The sequence below is a fragment of the Allolucifera butyrica genome (assembly GCF_900476375.1).
GTDB lineage: Bacteria > Bacillota > Negativicutes > Sporomusales > UPPP01 > Lucifera > Lucifera butyrica.
The window spans coordinates 119,259-135,000 of sequence record NZ_UPPP01000054.1; the positions used below are offsets into that span (position 1 = coordinate 119,259).

Here is a 15,742-nt window from a genome sequence, read left to right on the forward strand (position 1 = left end):
GAAATCCCTCCTTGAAATTTATGTCTCATTGCCTATTCGGTATAATTTTTTTGAGCCGGGCGGACTGGGATTGGCAGAAATAGCCTTACGGCCTTTTTTGTGCCCCGGGCCCTGCGCTAAGAGCCAAAAACCGCAGCAGCGGTTTTTCTTATTTGCCGTTTTACGGATTCCGTGATAATATTCTATATAATATAGTATTTATTACCATGTGATTATGATAAAATTAATTTTATGCTTTCCCGTTCTGTTCGTAATAAGGAGGCTACGATGCATTTTTTGATTGCCTTAAGCGGCATTATTATGGTTAATGTGATATTGAGCGGCGATAATGCGATTGTTATCGCTATGGCCAGCCGTACCCTGCCGCCTCACGAGCGGCGGACAGCAGTGGTTTGGGGCAGCGCCGGCGCAATTTTGCTGCGTATTATATTAACGTTTACCGCTGTTTTGCTGCTTACGGTTCCCTATCTCCAATTTGCCGGCGGGGTGACATTAGTCTGGATTGCTGCCAAATTACTATTACAAGGCCATAAAAATGAGAACTTACCAGGTGCATCTTCCTTTGCCGGCGCCTTGAAAATGATTATTGCCGCCGATCTTATAATGAGTCTGGATAACACACTGGCTATTGCCGCTATGGCCCATGGAAGCCTGCTGCTGCTGACCGTAGGACTCCTATTGAGTATCCCTCTTATTATCCTGGGAAGTCAGGTCATTGCCAGGATTATGAAACGGTTTCCGGTTATTGTCTATTTCGGAGCCGGACTGATTGCCTGGACGGCGGGTGAGCTGATGATGCGGGATGAACAGGCCGGTGTGTTTTTGCGTTCCGAACTCCCCTGGTGGCTGTTGCCGTTATTGCTTGCGGCCGGTGTGACCGCCGGCGGACTGTGGCACGCATACAGCGGGAAGGCGCGACGGCAGACAGAGAGAGTTCGTTCGCTGTCCAAGTAAGTGAAAGAGAAAATTATTTGCGAAAATAGAATCCGGCATAGTCCCGCAGACATGCCGGTTTTTTTACAGTAACAGAAAGTATAACTTTTCGGGATATTCTTATACAAGCCGTTTTTCGTGAAATGCCGAAAAGTAAAATACTTTCTTCCTGCTTAAAGACTGTTTAGGTCTTTCTTGTATTATAATCATACACCAAAGACTGTCAGCAGTTTTTCTTATTCTGTGGCGCAGCAGGCAGGAAAAAAAGTCTTATTATATAATATACACAAGCAGGTGAGTGCTATGAAGAAAATCCAATTTTGGAAAGTGGTTTTACTGGGGGTTTTTCTCTGTGGCAGTATGGTGGGGGATGTTTCGGCCAAAACATATCGCCAGTATGACCACGGGTTGATGTTTGATTTGCCGGATAACTGGGAATGTACGCAGGAATCGGCCGGACAGATGTTGGCTGTTTTTGTGGATCCGGCTATGCGGTATGAAATCAACACGCTGACCCTGGTTCATCAGCAGTTGCCTGAGCGGTATAGTTTCCGGGAATATGTAGATCATACCGTGGATAGTGAAAGCAAAATGCTGTGGATGTATCAATTGCAGGAGAAGCAATTTGTGGATGGGGCCAATACGCCGTATTACCGCCTAACTTTTACCTGGCGATTGTCATGGGAACAGAAACTGTTTGCTATGCAAATGCTGTTCTTCCGGCACTCCGAAGTATATATTCTGACGGCAACTGCTCCGGCGGACCAAACAGACTCGTACCGGAATGTTTTTCAACAGATATTTAGGAGCCTGACTTTAGTAGACTAACAAATCTGGAGGTTCGGATCTTGGTCGTTTTAGTACAAAAACGTATTATTTTGTTGCTTGTGGGACTTTTGCTATCTTTTGTTGTGATAACCGGGCGAATTGCTTGGGTACAATTTGTGGATGGCAAGCAAATGGTGGAACGCATCCAGTTCCAATTAGTGGATAAATGGAAACTGCAGTCGCCGCGCGGTACGATTTATGACCGTAATGGCAAAGAACTGGCAGTCAGTCGTATGACAAAATCACTTTACGCCAATCCGTCCCATCTCAATCCGGACCCGGATACGGTAGCTGCCTGGCTGGCACCTGTTTTAGACCTGAAACAGGCAGTTATAAAAGCCCGTCTGGAGCAGGGCGGCAGCTTTGTCTGGTTAAAGCGTATGCTGGAGCCGGAAAAATCGCAGGCTGTGACGGCGATAATCAAGGAGCATCAGATAAAGGGGCTTGCCTTTATAGAAGAGAGTAAGCGTTATTATCCCAATGACGGTCTGGCTGCCCAGACCTTAGGCTTTGTCGGCACGGATGATGTTGGTCTTGACGGCATTGAAAGGGCACTTGATAAAGTGATCAAAGGAAAGCAAACGGAGCAGGCCGTGGAAACGGACAGTTACGGCACGCCTATTTTTAAGTCTATTTTTTCCTATACGCCGCGTAAGGAAGGAAAAAGTGTATATCTAACGCTGGATTTGGGAATTCAATTTGTGGTGGAGCAAAATCTGGACAAAATCATGGCAACCACTCACGCTAGGTCGGCTACAGTCATTATCATGAATCCCCGCACCGGGGAAATTTTGGCTATAGGTAACCGGCCCGGTTATAATCCCAACGAATTTTACCGGTATAATGAAAAAGACTGGAAAAACCGGGCCGTATCCTTTATTTATGAACCGGGTTCCACCTTTAAAACCGTTGTCGCGGCCGCGGCAGTGCAGGAAAATCTGATCCGGCCGGAAGACCGCTTTTACGATAAGGGTTTTGTGGAAGTGTCCGGCCGGCGGATTCAAAACTGGAATGGAGAGAGTTATGGCAATATTTCTTTTCTTAAAGTGTTTGAGGACTCTATCAATACCGGCTTTGTCCATATTGGACTAAAACTTGGGGCTGCCCGGCTCAATCACTATGCCGAAATGTTCGGTTTCGGGCAAACCACCGGGAGTGGTCTGCCGGGGGAGGAAAACGGTATTTTGTTCAAAACGGAGGATATGAGGGCTTCCGATGTGGCTACCATGGCTATCGGCCAGAGCATAGCCTGTACTCCGCTGCAATTGTTGACTGCCGTAAGTGCCATTGCCAATGACGGAGTACTGCTGAAACCGTATATTGTAAAGGAAATTGATAACGCCGACGGAACGGTCGAAAGCCGTACGACGACTCAAGTAGTACGGCAGGCGGTCAGTCCGGAAGCGGCTCATATTGTAAAATATATGATGGAAAAGGAAATGGAGGAGGGCGGCGGCAAGGCGGGAACTGTTAAAGGCTACCTCTTTGGCGGCAAGACCGGAACGGCGCAGCGCTTGAATGATAACGGCAGCGGCTATGAGGCGGGCCATTATATTTCCTCCTTTGTTGGTTTTGGGCCGGTTGAAAATCCGCAAGTCGCGGCACTGGTCGTAATTGATGATCCACAGGGAGGCTTGTTTTACGGTTCTGAAATTGCCGCTCCGGCTTTCCGGGACATTATGACTCAAGTAGTGCGCCTGTTAAACATTCCGCCGGATAATCCGCAAACGCTTCCGGCGCCGGAGACTGACCAGCCCGTGCCGGCTGCACCCGCCGCCGCGGCGATTCCCGCAGAGTCACCGCCGCCCGGCAAAGCCGTTGTGCCCAACCTTGCCGGCACAACGATCCGGGAAGCCGGCGAACTGTTAAATAAGGCAGGGCTGGCGTTTGTGCCTCAAGGTACCGGTGTTATGGTACGTCAGAGTATGCCGCCGGGGACGGTAGTCCAAGCCGGGACAGAAGTAACAGTGTATTTTGAACCGAGGTGACCTTAGTGGCTGATAAACAGGAATTGGCGCATTTACTGGCCGAAATGGCGGCCATGTTGGAACTGAAGGGAGAAAATGTTTTTAAAATCCGGGCTTATCAGACTGCGGCCCGGACGCTGGAGCGAATGGACGGGGAATGGGAAAGCCTCGAACGTGGGGGGAATCCGTCTGAGGTAAAAGGCATTGGCAAAACCCTGGGACAGCATATCCGGGAATATCTGGCAACCGGAACGGTAAGCTATTATCAGGAACTGAAAGAATCCTTGCCGCCGGTATTATTTGAGCTGACCCGTATTCCCGGGTTGGGACCCAAAAAGGCAATGCTTCTTCATACCCAGCTGGGTATTCAGTCTATTGGCGAACTGGAATATGCCTGCCGGGAAAACCGTCTGGTGGAATTGCCGGGATTCGGCAGTAAGACCCAGGAAAAGATTTTGCAAGGAATTGAATATGTAAAACAATTTCAGGGTCAGTTTTTGCTTGGAGATGTTTGGCCGCTAGCCGAACAAATTGTGCGTTACCTGCGCAGCCGGCCGGAAATAGACCGGGCGGAAGTTGCCGGCAGTGTCCGGCGCCGCAAGGAAACAGTCAAGGATTTGGATATTGTGGTCACCGGGGAAGAACCGGAAAAGGTTATGGACCTTGTGACGGCCATGCCGGGAGTGCAACAGGTAAGCGGGCGGGGACCGACTAAAATGAGCCTCTCTTTGGCTAACGGCCTGAATATGGATGTACGGGTGGTAGAACCGGCTGCTTATGCACCGGCGCTGCATCATTTTACCGGCAGTAAGGAACATCATATGGAACTTAGAAGCCTGGCCAGACAAAAGGGGTATAAAATAAATGAATACAGTGTTGAAGGCTGTCAGGGAAACCTTCTTATCAGCCGGGAGGAAGACCTCTATGCAGGGCTCGGTCTGGCGTATATTCCGCCCGAACTGCGGGAGGGATTGGGCGAGATTAGAGCGGCTGCCCAAGGCAAGCTGCCTGTTCTGGTTACGGAGGAAGATATAAAAGGGACCTTTCATGTCCATACGACTTATTCCGATGGCGGTGCTTCCCTGGTCGCCATGGCCGAACAGGCACGGATGATGGGGTTTTCTTACCTGGGTATAACCGATCACAGTCAAACCGCTGTTTATGCCAGGGGTCTGAAGCTGAGCGCCTTGCAGGAACAATGGCGGGAAATTAACCGGTTGAATGAACAACAGCCCGGTTTTGTTCTGCTTAAAGGGATTGAAAGCGACATCTTGCCTGACGGATCATTGGATTATCCCGATGGAGTGCTGGCGGAGTTTGATTTTGTGATTGCGTCGGTCCATTCCCATTTCCGGCAGAGTGAAGCGGAGATGACCCGTCGTCTGGTGAAAGCCATGCAGAATCCCTATGTCAGTATGCTGGGGCATCCGACGGGCCGGATTTTATTGGGACGGGACGGCTATGCCGTCGATATGTCTCAAATTGTTCAGGCAGCGGCCAACACCGGCACATGTATTGAAATTAACGCCAGTCCGTATCGTTTGGATCTGGATTGGCGCTGGTGCATAAAAGCCAAAGAAAAGGGTGTTCGTCTGGCAATCAATCCGGATGCACACAGCCGGGAGGAACTTGCCAATATCCGCTATGGTATCGCCGTCGCCCGTAAAGGATGGCTGACGGCGCAGGATGTTATCAATACCCTGCCGGTTGAACAAGTTTGCCGCGTTTTACAAAGCAAACGCAATTAGGCGGCAGGCTGCCGGGAAGAGCGGGCCCAAGGCGAAAGGAAAACGCATTCTATGGAGACAGCCATTATCGGTTTTGGCAATGTGTTAATGCAGGATGACGGAGTCGGCAGTTATATCGCCCAAAGTCTGCTGAAGCATGACTTGCCGTCGCAGGTCGCCGTCCTGGACGGTGGGATCGACGGATTTGCCGCATTGTACCGGAGCCGCGGCGCCCGGCGGCTGCTGCTCATTGATGCGGTGAATGGTGGCGGACAGGCAGGTGAGCTCTATTGTCTTCACCTGGACGATATTCAATGGACGGCCGGTGAAGTCCCTTATTCTCTGCACCAAATGCCGCTATTGGCGGCGCTTTGCCACTTTTATCCGGTATGGCCGCTTACGACGATTTGGGGTATCGAGCCGGGTATAGTAGAGCCGGGTCTGGGTCTTACGCCAGCTGTGGAAAATACAGCCCGGCGTCTGGCGGCGGACCTGCTGGCGACGGTGCGGGAGGAATGGATTTGCATGAATTGAGTATAGCGCAGAGTTTGTTGGAAGTTGCTCTGGGGAGTGTAAAAGACCCGGAGATTAAACAAATCCGTTTAATCAAACTGCGAATTGGCCGCCTGACCGGAGTTGAACCGGAAGCACTCCGTTTCGCCTGGACGGCGGTGAGTGCCGGGACCATAGCGGCGGGAGCGATGCTGGATGTGGATTGGGTGCCGCTGACGGGGCGCTGCCATAATTGCCGGCAGGACTTGATTCTGAAACAATACCACGTATTTTGTCCTGTTTGCCGGTCGCCGGCTTTTGAGATGACTTCCGGACAGGAACTTACCATGGATTATTTGGAGGTAGATACGGCAGATGAAAATTGAGGTTAAAGAGAACATCTTACGGGAAAATGACCGAATTGCCGCCGGCATCCGGGCTGAGTTGGACCGGCGGGGAATTTTTGCTCTGAATTTGTTGGGCTCACCCGGCTCAGGCAAAACATCACTGCTGGAAAATACGCTGTCATCCCTGCGGGAAACAGTAAAACTGGCGGTTATTGAAGGAGACTTATTTACCTCTAAAGATGCCATACGGCTACAAAAATACAACGTTCCGGTGATACAGATCAATACCGGCGGAGGCTGTCATTTAGATGCCAATATGGTCCGCAACGCAATAAACACAATGGAGCTGGACAATCTGGAGCTTTTGATTATAGAGAATGTGGGTAACCTTGTTTGCCCGGCGGAATTTAATATCGGCGAGGATGCCAAAGCAACGGTTCTGAGCATCACCGAAGGCGAAGATAAACCATTGAAATATCCGCTCATATTCAAGGAATCGGTCGCAACCATAGTAAATAAGATAGACCTGCTGCCATTTACGGATTTTAATCTCGATGCCACCCTGGAAGATATTCGCAGCCTCAATCCCCATAGTTCTCTCTTGCAGGTATCCTGCCGTACCGGGGAGGGGCTTCCGCTGTGGTATGACTGGCTGTTAAAGCAAGTAAGCAGGAAAAGGAGCGGGATGAATGGGTGACTTAGAGGAAAAAGAGCTCGAAATTGAGGCGATGCGGTTAAAGCTCCACCGTCTGGTTTTAACAAAAAAAGGCAATCTGGCCGACCCTGAAGTAGCCGAATACAGTGCTCATCTGGATAAAAAAATCGTGGACTATGAACGGGAAAAACGGGCGGGGAGAAGATAGGCACTATTCGGAATGAAAAGTTTCCGGTAGGAAACTTTAGTTTACACTCTTGGAAACATTTGTTTACAAGAGTATTTTTCTTTTTTTGCGGGGCAGCATATAATGAGAATTATCGGAAAAGTAAAAATGGAAAGTAATTTATTTTATAAATGAAGAATACGGTATTTATTAATTTGTATTGTTATTTTTTATGTTGGCATGAATTTTGCATAAAAATACAATAGAATCATTGATAACATGACTAAGACAGGGGGAAATAAGCATGATTATTGGGGTTGCCAAAGAGATTAAGAATAATGAAAACCGGGTCGGTCTTACGCCGGCCGGTGCGGAAGCACTGTATAAAGCCGGGCATACCGTACTAATTGAGCAGGGTGCCGGACTGGGCAGCGGATTCTCTGATGAAAGCTATATCAGCGTAGGGGCGCATATTATGTCCGATAAGAAAGCTATGTTTGATAAAGCGGAAATGATCATTAAGGTAAAAGAACCATTGGCACCGGAATATGAGCTTTTTCATGCAGGGCAAATCCTGTTCACTTATTTGCACTTAGCGCCGGAACCGGAATTAACAAAGGCGCTTCTCGCCAAAAAGGTTGTTGGCATTGCCTATGAAACTATTGTAGGACCGCATAATACGCTGCCGCTGTTGTCGCCGATGAGCGAGGTTGCCGGCCGGATGGCAGTGCAGATCGGCGCTCAGTTCCTGGAAAAACCGAATGGCGGCAAAGGGGTTTTGCTAGGCGGGGTTCCCGGCGTGGAACCGGCGCAAGTGGTAATTGTCGGTGGCGGCATTGTTGGTACGAACGCGGCAAAAATGGCAGTGGGTATGGGTGCCCGCGTAACAATTATTGATAAATCGACGGAACGTTTGGCTTATCTTGATGATATTTTCGGCGGCCGTGTAGTGACGATTATGTCGAACAGCTATAATATTGCCAACTGGGTACGGCAAGCCGACCTTTTAATCGGCGCCGTTCTTCTGCCTGGCGCCAAGACGCCGAAGCTGGTTACCGAAGCCATGGTAAAAACGATGGAACCGGGTTCGGTTATTGTCGATGTTGCCATTGACCAGGGCGGTTCGGTGGAAACCATTGACCGGGTCACTACCCACAGCGATCCGACCTATACTAAATATGGTGTTGTTCATTATTCCGTAGCCAATATGCCGGGAGCAGTGGCTCGTACTTCTACCCTGGCGCTTACCAACGCGACTCTGGATTATGCGCTTCAGATTGCCGGTAAAGGATACCGGCAGGCTTTGCGGGATAATGCCGGCCTGGCCCAGGGCCTCAACGTAATTGAAGGCAAACTGACCTACAAAGCAGTGGCGGAGGCTCTCAATCTGCCATATACTCCGGTTAGTGAAGTACTATAAACAAGTATTATAAATCATAGATAAAACCAAAATTGCAAAAAAAATACCGGTGCAAACAGGCGCCGGTATTTTTTTATGTAGGGAAAAGACGGTATTTGTAGAATTATATAATTTGATTAAAGGATTAATCGTTGCATGCCAAGGAGGGTATGATTATGTTGAGAAGACGCGGTGGCAGCAGTAGGAGTGAGGGCGGACATGATGCTGCGGGGATGATGCGCTGGTTGTTGACGTATGCCGATTTGATTACGCTGCTAATGGTATTTTTCGTAGTTATGTATGCCATGAGCGTAGTAGACCAGAAAAAGTACAATGCACTAAAGGAGACGTTGCAGCTAGCTTTCCACACCGAAAGTGCCGGCGCCAATCTGATCATGCCATATCCTGGCGAAACGCCGAACAGCGCATCCGTGCCTCAGGATAATGCGCTGCGGGATACGAAAGAATTTCAGGAGATTATCAAAAAGATCCAGGCCGGTGTAAAGGACCCGAATGAGATTGCCTTTAATGTTGATGAACGGGGCCTGACGATCCGTTTCATGGATAGCGTACTGTTTGATCTGGGGCGGGCAGACCTCAGAGCCGATTCGCTGCCTTTATTGGATGCTGTCGGTGAGGCGCTGAAAGGAAAAACGAATTATATCCGGGTGGAGGGGCATACGGACGATCTTCCCATTCACACGTCCCTTTTCCCCTCCAACTGGGAACTGTCGGCAGCCCGCTCCATTGCCGTAACCCGGTATCTTATTGAAAGACATGGCATGGATCCCAAACGCTTGTCTTCCCTGGGATACGGTGAATACCATCCGTTGTATCCGAATACGACCGAGGAAAACCGGGCCAAAAACCGCCGGGTGGACGTTGTGATTTTGCGCAGTAACAAGGCCGGCGGGGAAATCGATTTTCACAAGAACCAGCAATGATTGCAACAGACAAGTACTTGGAGGTTATGGCGTGAGCAACGAAAAAGACTGGGAAACTTTTAAACAGAAATTTTTTACCAAATCAGGCATTGACCTCAATGATTACAAACCGGCCCAAATGCAGCGGCGCATTACCAATCTGATGAACCGCCACGGCGTCCATACGTATATGGATTTCTTCGGCTTAATTGACAAAGAGGCCAAGCTGTATAAAGACTTTGTCGATTATTTGACGATTAACGTAACGGAATTTTTTCGTACGCCGGAAAAGTTTGTAGAGCTGGAAACCAAGTGTTTGCCGGAGCTTTTAAGTAAAAATCCTAAGCTCAATATTTGGAGCGCCGGCTGCTCCATCGGCGCCGAACCTTATTCACTCGCAATGATTCTAAATGAATTGACGCCCCAAATCCGGCACCGGATTTTGGCTACCGATCTGGACGTAGAAATGCTGGCTAAGGCCCAAAAGGGGATTTACACAGCGAATGAACTGAAAAATATTGCTCCGGCGCGGCTGAACCGATATTTTAAAACCATTGACAGCACTTATTGTATTAACGACGATATCAAGTCCCGCGTAGAGTTCCGGCGGCATAACCTTTTACTGGATAAATTTGAAGGTGGTTTTGATCTTATTTTATGCCGCAATGTAGTGATTTACTTTACAGAAGAGGCCAAAGACGCGCTGTACCGCCGCTTTTTTACGGCTTTAAAACCGGGTGGTGTGCTGTTTGTCGGCGGAACCGAGGCGATTTTGAATTTCCGTGAAATCGGATTTCAGCATTATATGCCTTTTTTTTACCGCAAGCCTTGGTAAGAATTTCAGAGTAGGCCCCAGCTTGACAGGAGACGAAATGTTTTGCTTAAAAATTGAAAAAATAGCAGGGTGGGAGTACGTTCAGCCACATCTTTTGCTGAAGTCAGGTCTACTGTTTTAACAGCTTTGTCATTGATATAAAAAATAAGTTCACCAATTTTTTGCCCCTGGTAAACAGGGGCTTTTATTGTTGGCGGTAAATCAATTTCCACGTTGACATGGGGATAATCTTCCGTTTTAACCACCATGGCGGCAGAACCGGCAATGACCACATCGGTGGCATCTTCCAAACCGTTTTCTACCGGCAGGGAAGTTAAAACTTCGCCTTCATTGGCGTAATCGTACAAGTCATAATGGTCCAAACCGTATTGTAACAGCCGCATGGAATCATCCCAGCGGTTATGGTCATGAAGCACGACGGCAATTAGTTTCTGGTTACCCCGGGTAGCGCTGGATACCAGGCAGGGACCGGCTTCGTTGGTGGTGCCGGTTTTTACACCGTCCGCCTCATCGAACATCCATAATAGCTTATTGGTATTGCGCAACTGGCGGCCTTGTTCGCGGCCGCTGCGGTCCTGCCAGTCAATGGCGGTTTCCCGGGTGCCGACAATTTGGGCAAAGATGGGATTGCGCAGGGCGTACCGGGCTATCCAGGCCAGATCAAAGGCGCTGGAATAGTGTCCTGCCCGGCTGAGACCATGGGGATTCACAAAATGGGTGTTATAGGCCCCCAGAACCTGCGCTTTCTGATTCATTATTTCAATAAACGCATCGACCGAGCCGGCCAAATGTTCGGCGATCGCTACGGCGGCGTCGTTGCCGGAGCGAAGTAAAAGGCCGGTCAGCAATTCCCGAAGGGAAATTTCCTGCCCCGGATACAGATGCATGGAGGAACCGGCGGTAGAAGCCGCCCGGGCGCTGATTTTGACGGTATCGTCCAAATGACCGCTTTCGATAGCCAGAATCGCCGTCATAATTTTGGTCGTACTGGCGGGAGCGCAGTGGGTATGTATATTTTTTCCATACAGGACTTCGCCTGTTTTGGCATCCATCAAAATGGCTGCCTGGGCATGAATGGCCGGTGGCCCGGAGTTTGCCGCCGCGGTTGCCGTAGGCAACAGTAGTAGCATCAATCCCAGCACAACATGGTATAGCCGCTTTCTTGTCATAGGCATCCTCCTTATTTGCCAGCCCCCAGCATCTGCTACATTATATTGCCGGCTATGTTGAATCATACCCTTCTTTTTCCTTGTTTAAGACATATCCGGAGGGTATCGGGCGTACGATCAAATAGGAATGAAAGCGGCTGGAGTAACGGAGGGAATAGAAATGGAAATTACGATCCATCGCTGGTGCGTACGGGGGTTTGCCTGTTTGATGGTAATATTCTTTGCCAGTGCCGTACAGGATACGGTCTGGAATCACGATAAGCCAATCAGCCGGGTTCCGACCACGCAAAAAGTTGTGGCCCTTACAGTTGACGACGGACCGCACTATAAAACGACACCGGTCCTTTTACAAATTTTGCGGAAAAAAAAGGTTCATGTAACTTTTTTTGTTTTGGGCAGTAATGCGGCTCTACACCCGGAAATTCTGGCGCAGGCCGTGGCGGACGGGCATGAAATTGCGAATCATGCCTATAGTCATGTTATATTGACTAAAATGAGCCGCAATCAATATGAAGAAGAAATGGATAAGGCTGAAAAGGCCATCGTGGCGGTAGCGCCCAAACCCCGTTTGTTCCGCCCGCCGGGTGGCGCTTATAATGACGGCATTTTGGAGGCGGCCCGGGCCCGGGGTTATACGACCGTACTTTGGTCGATTGATCCGCGGGATTGGCGCCGTCCCAGTGTGGATGCAGTGGTAAAGACTGTAATGGATCAGGTAAAGCCGGGGAGCATCATCCTGCTGCATGACGGGCAATATCCGCTGCCGACCCCTCAGGCGGTGAGTATTATTATTGACCGGTTGCGGGAACAAGGCTATACGCTGGTTACGGTCAGTGAACTTTTAAGTCATTATGAAGAATCGCGTTAAATCAAAGTACTGGAACTGCTGCCGCCGCAGCAGGATTTTTTTTGTCTGCCTGGTATATTGTTTAGAAAGAGAGAAATGGTAATAAAAGGGTGGGAATGGCGGTTTGACAATGAAAATGATTTGGCGGAATAATTAAATGCTTAGGATGTGATGGTATGCGCCAGGTAAAGATTGGTATTTGCCAAATGGCAGTGGAGGCGGACAAAACAACGAATATTGAAAAGGCCGGAGCTATGATTCAAAATGCAGCCCGGAACGGCTGCATTTTGGCAGTTTTGCCGGAAATGTTCAATTGTCCCTATCAAGCAGACCTGTTTCCCCGTTACGCCGAACGCTATCCCGGCGAAACCGCGGAGGCGCTGTCGAAAATGGCTGCCTCCCATGGTCTTATTCTGGTAGGCGGATCCATCCCGGAAGAAGAGGCAGGACGGGTATATAATACTTCTTTTGTCTTTGGGCCGCACGGAGAGTTATTAGGGCGTCACCGTAAAGTACACTTGTTTGACGTGGCGATTCAAGGCGGTACTGTATTCCGGGAGTCGGACTCCCTGACGGCGGGACGGGAAATTACCGTCATCCGGACGGAAAAGGCAGCATTGGGTATAGGTGTTTGTTATGACATGCGGTTTCCCGAAATGGCCCGGACTATGGTGCTGCGGGGAGCGGAGATTCTTATTTATCCGGCAGCCTTCGGACCGACGACCGGTCCGGCTCATTGGGAACTTATATTGCGCAACCGGGCTGTAGACAATCAGGTGTTTGTAATCGGTGCCGCGCCGGCATTCAATCCCTTGGCCGACTATCAAGCCTATGGACATTCTCTGGTGGCCGACCCTTGGGGACGGATTGTGGCGGAGGCCGGACAGGAAGAAACGTTGCTGCTGGTTGAAATTGACCTTGACTATATAACCAGAGTCCGGCAGGAACTTCCTTTGCTTCAACACCGGCATCCGGAACTGTATTGAAAAACGGATTCGTACCCGGAGCCCTGCGCTATGAGCCATGAAACCTTAGCGCCTTTGCCCGTGCACGGTGAACATGCTGGCAAAAGGTTCTCTGAATAATCCCTGCAGGTCCTGGTAGGGGATGGAAAACTTAAGAATTCCATAAACATAAGGTGCGTATTCGTAAAGTTGATAAAAAATAACCAGTTCGCTACGGGTAAGGTAGAATTCCTGATTCGAAGCAATTCCTTTATACTGACGTAAGAGAAAGATTTTTTTGGCCTCGATCTGACGGGTAATTATTTCATTCAACCGGTCACGATAATGGCTATCGGGTTTGAACAGGTCATCCAACTTGTAAATTTGGCCGGTTTGACCGCTCATAGTGAAGCCACGCAAATAGGTCATGGGATGTGCGGCTCTTTGAGCGTAAAAGAATTCTTCCAGTGTAAGACTGAGAATATGATTTTCATTCAAAGTAATGGTATAGTTGACTTGGCCGCTGTAATCAGGCTGTACATATTTTACGGCGTAACTCCGGGCTTCTGCCAGCAGGGGCTGGTTAAGGCTGTTTTGGATATCCTGGTCAGGCAGTCCTTCAATCTGCGGATAGGTGATGGATAAATTCTTATTGGTTGAGGTCAATTTACGGGCAACTACATCCAGTTCATCACTGGGAAGGACCGGGTAGGGAAAAAAGAAATAGCCTGCCAGCAATATCATGAGCAGTGTCAGACTGGTAAGCCATATCTTTTTACTGTTACGCATTGTGCCACCTCTTTTCCGGATTGACAATCAAATAAATAGATCAAAATGGGGGGATTTCTTTGAAAATCAATACGAGTAATACCGCTGTCGGCTTTATTGGTACAGGAGTTATGGGGAAAAGCATGGCGGCCCATATTTTGCGGGCCGGTTATCCTGTTGTCGTTTATAACCGGACGGCGGCAAAAACCGCCGACCTGGTGTCTATGGGCGCGCAGGCGGCGGCAGACGTCGCAGCGCTGGCAACGCAATGCAATGTGATTATTACTATGGTTGGTTATCCAAGTGACGTAGAGGAAATATATTTGGGAGAGCGGGGAATTCTACAGTTTGCTAAAGCAGGAAGTTACCTACTGGATATGACGACGTCTACGCCTTCTCTGGCCCGGAGAATTAGCCAGGCAGCCGGTACGAAAGGCATTCACGCCTTGGATGCACCGGTATCCGGTGGGGATATTGGTGCTAGGGAAGGTCGTCTTACGATTATGGTCGGCGGCGAGCAGGACGACTTTGATGCCGTTCTGCCGGTACTGGCACTGATGGGCAGGAATATTATCCGTCAGGGGCCGGCAGGAGCGGGACAGCATACAAAAATGTGCAATCAGATTGCGATTGCCGGCAATATGGTTGGTGTTTGTGAAGCGATGGCTTATGCGCAAAAAGCCGGCCTCGATCCCGACAACGTATTAAAGAGCATTGAAGCCGGCGCTGCCGGCAGCTGGTCGCTTAGCAACCTGGCACCACGCATGTTGGCGGGAAACTTTGCGCCTGGTTTTTTTGTCAAACACTTTATTAAGGACATGACGATCGCTCTCGAGGCGGCCCGGGAAATGGGACTTCTGACACCGGGGCTGGCGTTGGTCAAATCTCTCTATGAGCAATTGGCGGCTCAGGGGGAAGAAAACAGCGGCACCCAGGCTTTATTTAAACTTTATCTTACAAAATAACGCAGTCTCCCTATTTTTTCCGGTATAGGGGATGCCTATCCAAATTGGCCGGAACTAACCTTTGTATCATGTAATATTCACGGATGACAGGCAGTTTCCTGCCGAATCCATAGAAATCAGGCAGAAAATAACAATGGCCTTGCACTCCGGTGCAAGGCCATTGTTATTTTTTAATTCTTATAGGGCCTTAGACGCTGCCAATGCGACTGAATTAGTTTATCATACCGGTTGATCGTGGCGGTGCGTTCGTTACGCAGAGCCTGAACGGAACTGAGAACGGCCTGGTCAAAACTGTATACCTTCTGCTTAGGTACAGCAACCGGAGACAGAAATTCTTTGAGACGGGTGGCAACCTTAAAATTTGTTTTGCCTTCTTTGATGATTACGGCCGGTTCCAGCATATCCGAACCCTCATAACGATGAATGAGGCAATTGGCCTCCAAATGGTCAATTACGTTTTTATTTTCACCTTCAAAAGTAAGGGGCGTATTGCAGTCGGGACAGGCCGGCAGACTGGCAGTTAACCAGGCATGACAATGAGAACAGATAATACCGTCCAATGAAAGCACCTCCGAAAATAGTATTTCCATCCGGCGAAAAAACTATTTTGCCGTTTTTCAGGTTATTTTTGAATGCATATTTGTAAAATATTTTTGTCAGGAATTGACAAGCAAGCATAATCAGTTTAAAATATAAATAAATATTATTAATTAATAATAATATTTTATAAAAAGTTAAGTTTCACGAATGGAAATTGATTTCCAGGTGCATACTATT

General features: G+C 48.9%; 17 protein-coding genes. 14 read left to right on the plus strand and 3 right to left on the minus strand.

Annotation, left to right across the window (positions count from 1 at the left end; translation table 11 throughout):
- Positions 1 to 267: 267 nt before the first annotated feature.
- The 11 genes from LUCIF_RS02550 to LUCIF_RS02600 all read left to right on the plus strand — a co-directional run bounded on the left by LUCIF_RS02550 (position 268) and on the right by LUCIF_RS02600 (position 10,272).
- Positions 268 to 954, plus strand: a complete 687-nt coding sequence (locus tag LUCIF_RS02550) for a TerC family protein (protein ID WP_122626301.1) — start codon at positions 268 to 270, stop codon at positions 952 to 954.
- Between the two features lie 282 nt (positions 955 to 1,236).
- On the plus strand, positions 1,237 to 1,761 hold the full coding sequence (locus LUCIF_RS02555; RefSeq protein ID WP_122626302.1) for a DcrB-related protein: 525 nt from the start codon (positions 1,237 to 1,239) through the stop codon (positions 1,759 to 1,761).
- Between the two features lie 20 nt (positions 1,762 to 1,781).
- Positions 1,782 to 3,749, plus strand: coding sequence for a PASTA domain-containing penicillin-binding protein (locus tag LUCIF_RS02560; RefSeq protein WP_207856873.1), 1,968 nt, complete (start codon positions 1,782 to 1,784; stop codon positions 3,747 to 3,749).
- Positions 3,746 to 5,476, plus strand: a complete 1,731-nt coding sequence (gene polX, locus LUCIF_RS02565; RefSeq protein WP_207856875.1) for a DNA polymerase/3'-5' exonuclease PolX — start codon at positions 3,746 to 3,748, stop codon at positions 5,474 to 5,476. Before LUCIF_RS02560 ends, polX begins: the two co-directional genes overlap by 4 nt.
- Positions 5,477 to 5,527: 51 nt before the next feature.
- Positions 5,528 to 5,989: a hydrogenase maturation protease gene (locus tag LUCIF_RS02570; protein ID WP_122626304.1), complete on the plus strand. Its 462-nt coding sequence runs from the start codon at positions 5,528 to 5,530 to the stop codon at positions 5,987 to 5,989.
- Positions 5,977 to 6,333, plus strand: a complete 357-nt coding sequence (gene hypA, locus LUCIF_RS02575; protein WP_165865857.1) for a hydrogenase maturation nickel metallochaperone HypA — start codon at positions 5,977 to 5,979, stop codon at positions 6,331 to 6,333. Before LUCIF_RS02570 ends, hypA begins: the two co-directional genes overlap by 13 nt.
- Positions 6,323 to 6,991, plus strand: a complete 669-nt coding sequence (gene hypB / locus LUCIF_RS02580; RefSeq protein WP_122626305.1) for a hydrogenase nickel incorporation protein HypB — start codon at positions 6,323 to 6,325, stop codon at positions 6,989 to 6,991. Before hypA ends, hypB begins: the two co-directional genes overlap by 11 nt.
- Positions 6,984 to 7,157 (plus strand): aspartyl-phosphate phosphatase Spo0E family protein, encoded by a 174-nt coding sequence (locus LUCIF_RS02585; protein WP_122626306.1) that lies wholly within the window; start codon positions 6,984 to 6,986, stop codon positions 7,155 to 7,157. Before hypB ends, LUCIF_RS02585 begins: the two co-directional genes overlap by 8 nt.
- 262 nt (positions 7,158 to 7,419) lie before the next feature.
- Entirely contained in the window at positions 7,420 to 8,535 is a 1,116-nt protein-coding gene (gene ald, locus LUCIF_RS02590; protein WP_122626307.1) for an alanine dehydrogenase, read from the plus strand.
- A 155-nt stretch (positions 8,536 to 8,690) separates the two neighbouring features.
- Complete coding sequence (locus LUCIF_RS02595) at positions 8,691 to 9,458, plus strand: OmpA/MotB family protein (RefSeq protein ID WP_165865858.1); 768 nt, start codon at positions 8,691 to 8,693, stop codon at positions 9,456 to 9,458.
- Positions 9,459 to 9,489: 31 nt separating this feature from the next.
- Positions 9,490 to 10,272, plus strand: coding sequence for a CheR family methyltransferase (locus tag LUCIF_RS02600; RefSeq protein ID WP_122626309.1), 783 nt, complete (start codon positions 9,490 to 9,492; stop codon positions 10,270 to 10,272).
- 5 nt (positions 10,273 to 10,277) lie between these two features.
- On the opposite strand, the gene LUCIF_RS02605 is transcribed toward LUCIF_RS02600, so the two are convergent.
- Positions 10,278 to 11,441: a D-alanyl-D-alanine carboxypeptidase family protein gene (locus LUCIF_RS02605; RefSeq protein ID WP_207856877.1), complete on the minus strand. Its 1,164-nt coding sequence runs from the start codon at positions 11,439 to 11,441 to the stop codon at positions 10,278 to 10,280.
- Positions 11,442 to 11,601: 160 nt separating this feature from the next.
- Here LUCIF_RS02605 and LUCIF_RS02610 point away from each other — a divergent pair, with 160 nt between their 5' ends.
- Positions 11,602 to 12,309 (plus strand): polysaccharide deacetylase family protein, encoded by a 708-nt coding sequence (locus tag LUCIF_RS02610; RefSeq protein ID WP_122626326.1) that lies wholly within the window; start codon positions 11,602 to 11,604, stop codon positions 12,307 to 12,309.
- A gap of 155 nt (positions 12,310 to 12,464) precedes the next feature.
- Entirely contained in the window at positions 12,465 to 13,274 is an 810-nt protein-coding gene (locus LUCIF_RS02615) for a carbon-nitrogen hydrolase family protein (RefSeq protein ID WP_122626311.1), read from the plus strand.
- A gap of 45 nt (positions 13,275 to 13,319) precedes the next feature.
- On the opposite strand, the gene LUCIF_RS02620 is transcribed toward LUCIF_RS02615, so the two are convergent.
- Positions 13,320 to 14,021 (minus strand): DUF3298 and DUF4163 domain-containing protein, encoded by a 702-nt coding sequence (locus LUCIF_RS02620; RefSeq protein ID WP_122626312.1) that lies wholly within the window; start codon positions 14,019 to 14,021, stop codon positions 13,320 to 13,322.
- A 59-nt stretch (positions 14,022 to 14,080) separates the two neighbouring features.
- On the opposite strand from LUCIF_RS02620, the gene LUCIF_RS02625 reads away from it, so the two are divergent.
- Positions 14,081 to 14,965 (plus strand): NAD(P)-dependent oxidoreductase, encoded by an 885-nt coding sequence (locus LUCIF_RS02625; protein WP_122626313.1) that lies wholly within the window; start codon positions 14,081 to 14,083, stop codon positions 14,963 to 14,965.
- Positions 14,966 to 15,135: 170 nt separating this feature from the next.
- Here LUCIF_RS02625 and LUCIF_RS02630 read toward each other — a convergent pair whose 3' ends face one another.
- A complete protein-coding gene (locus tag LUCIF_RS02630) occupies positions 15,136 to 15,525 on the minus strand; it encodes a hypothetical protein (protein ID WP_122626314.1) in 390 nt (129 codons plus the stop codon).
- Between the last annotated feature and the right edge of the window lie 217 nt (positions 15,526 to 15,742).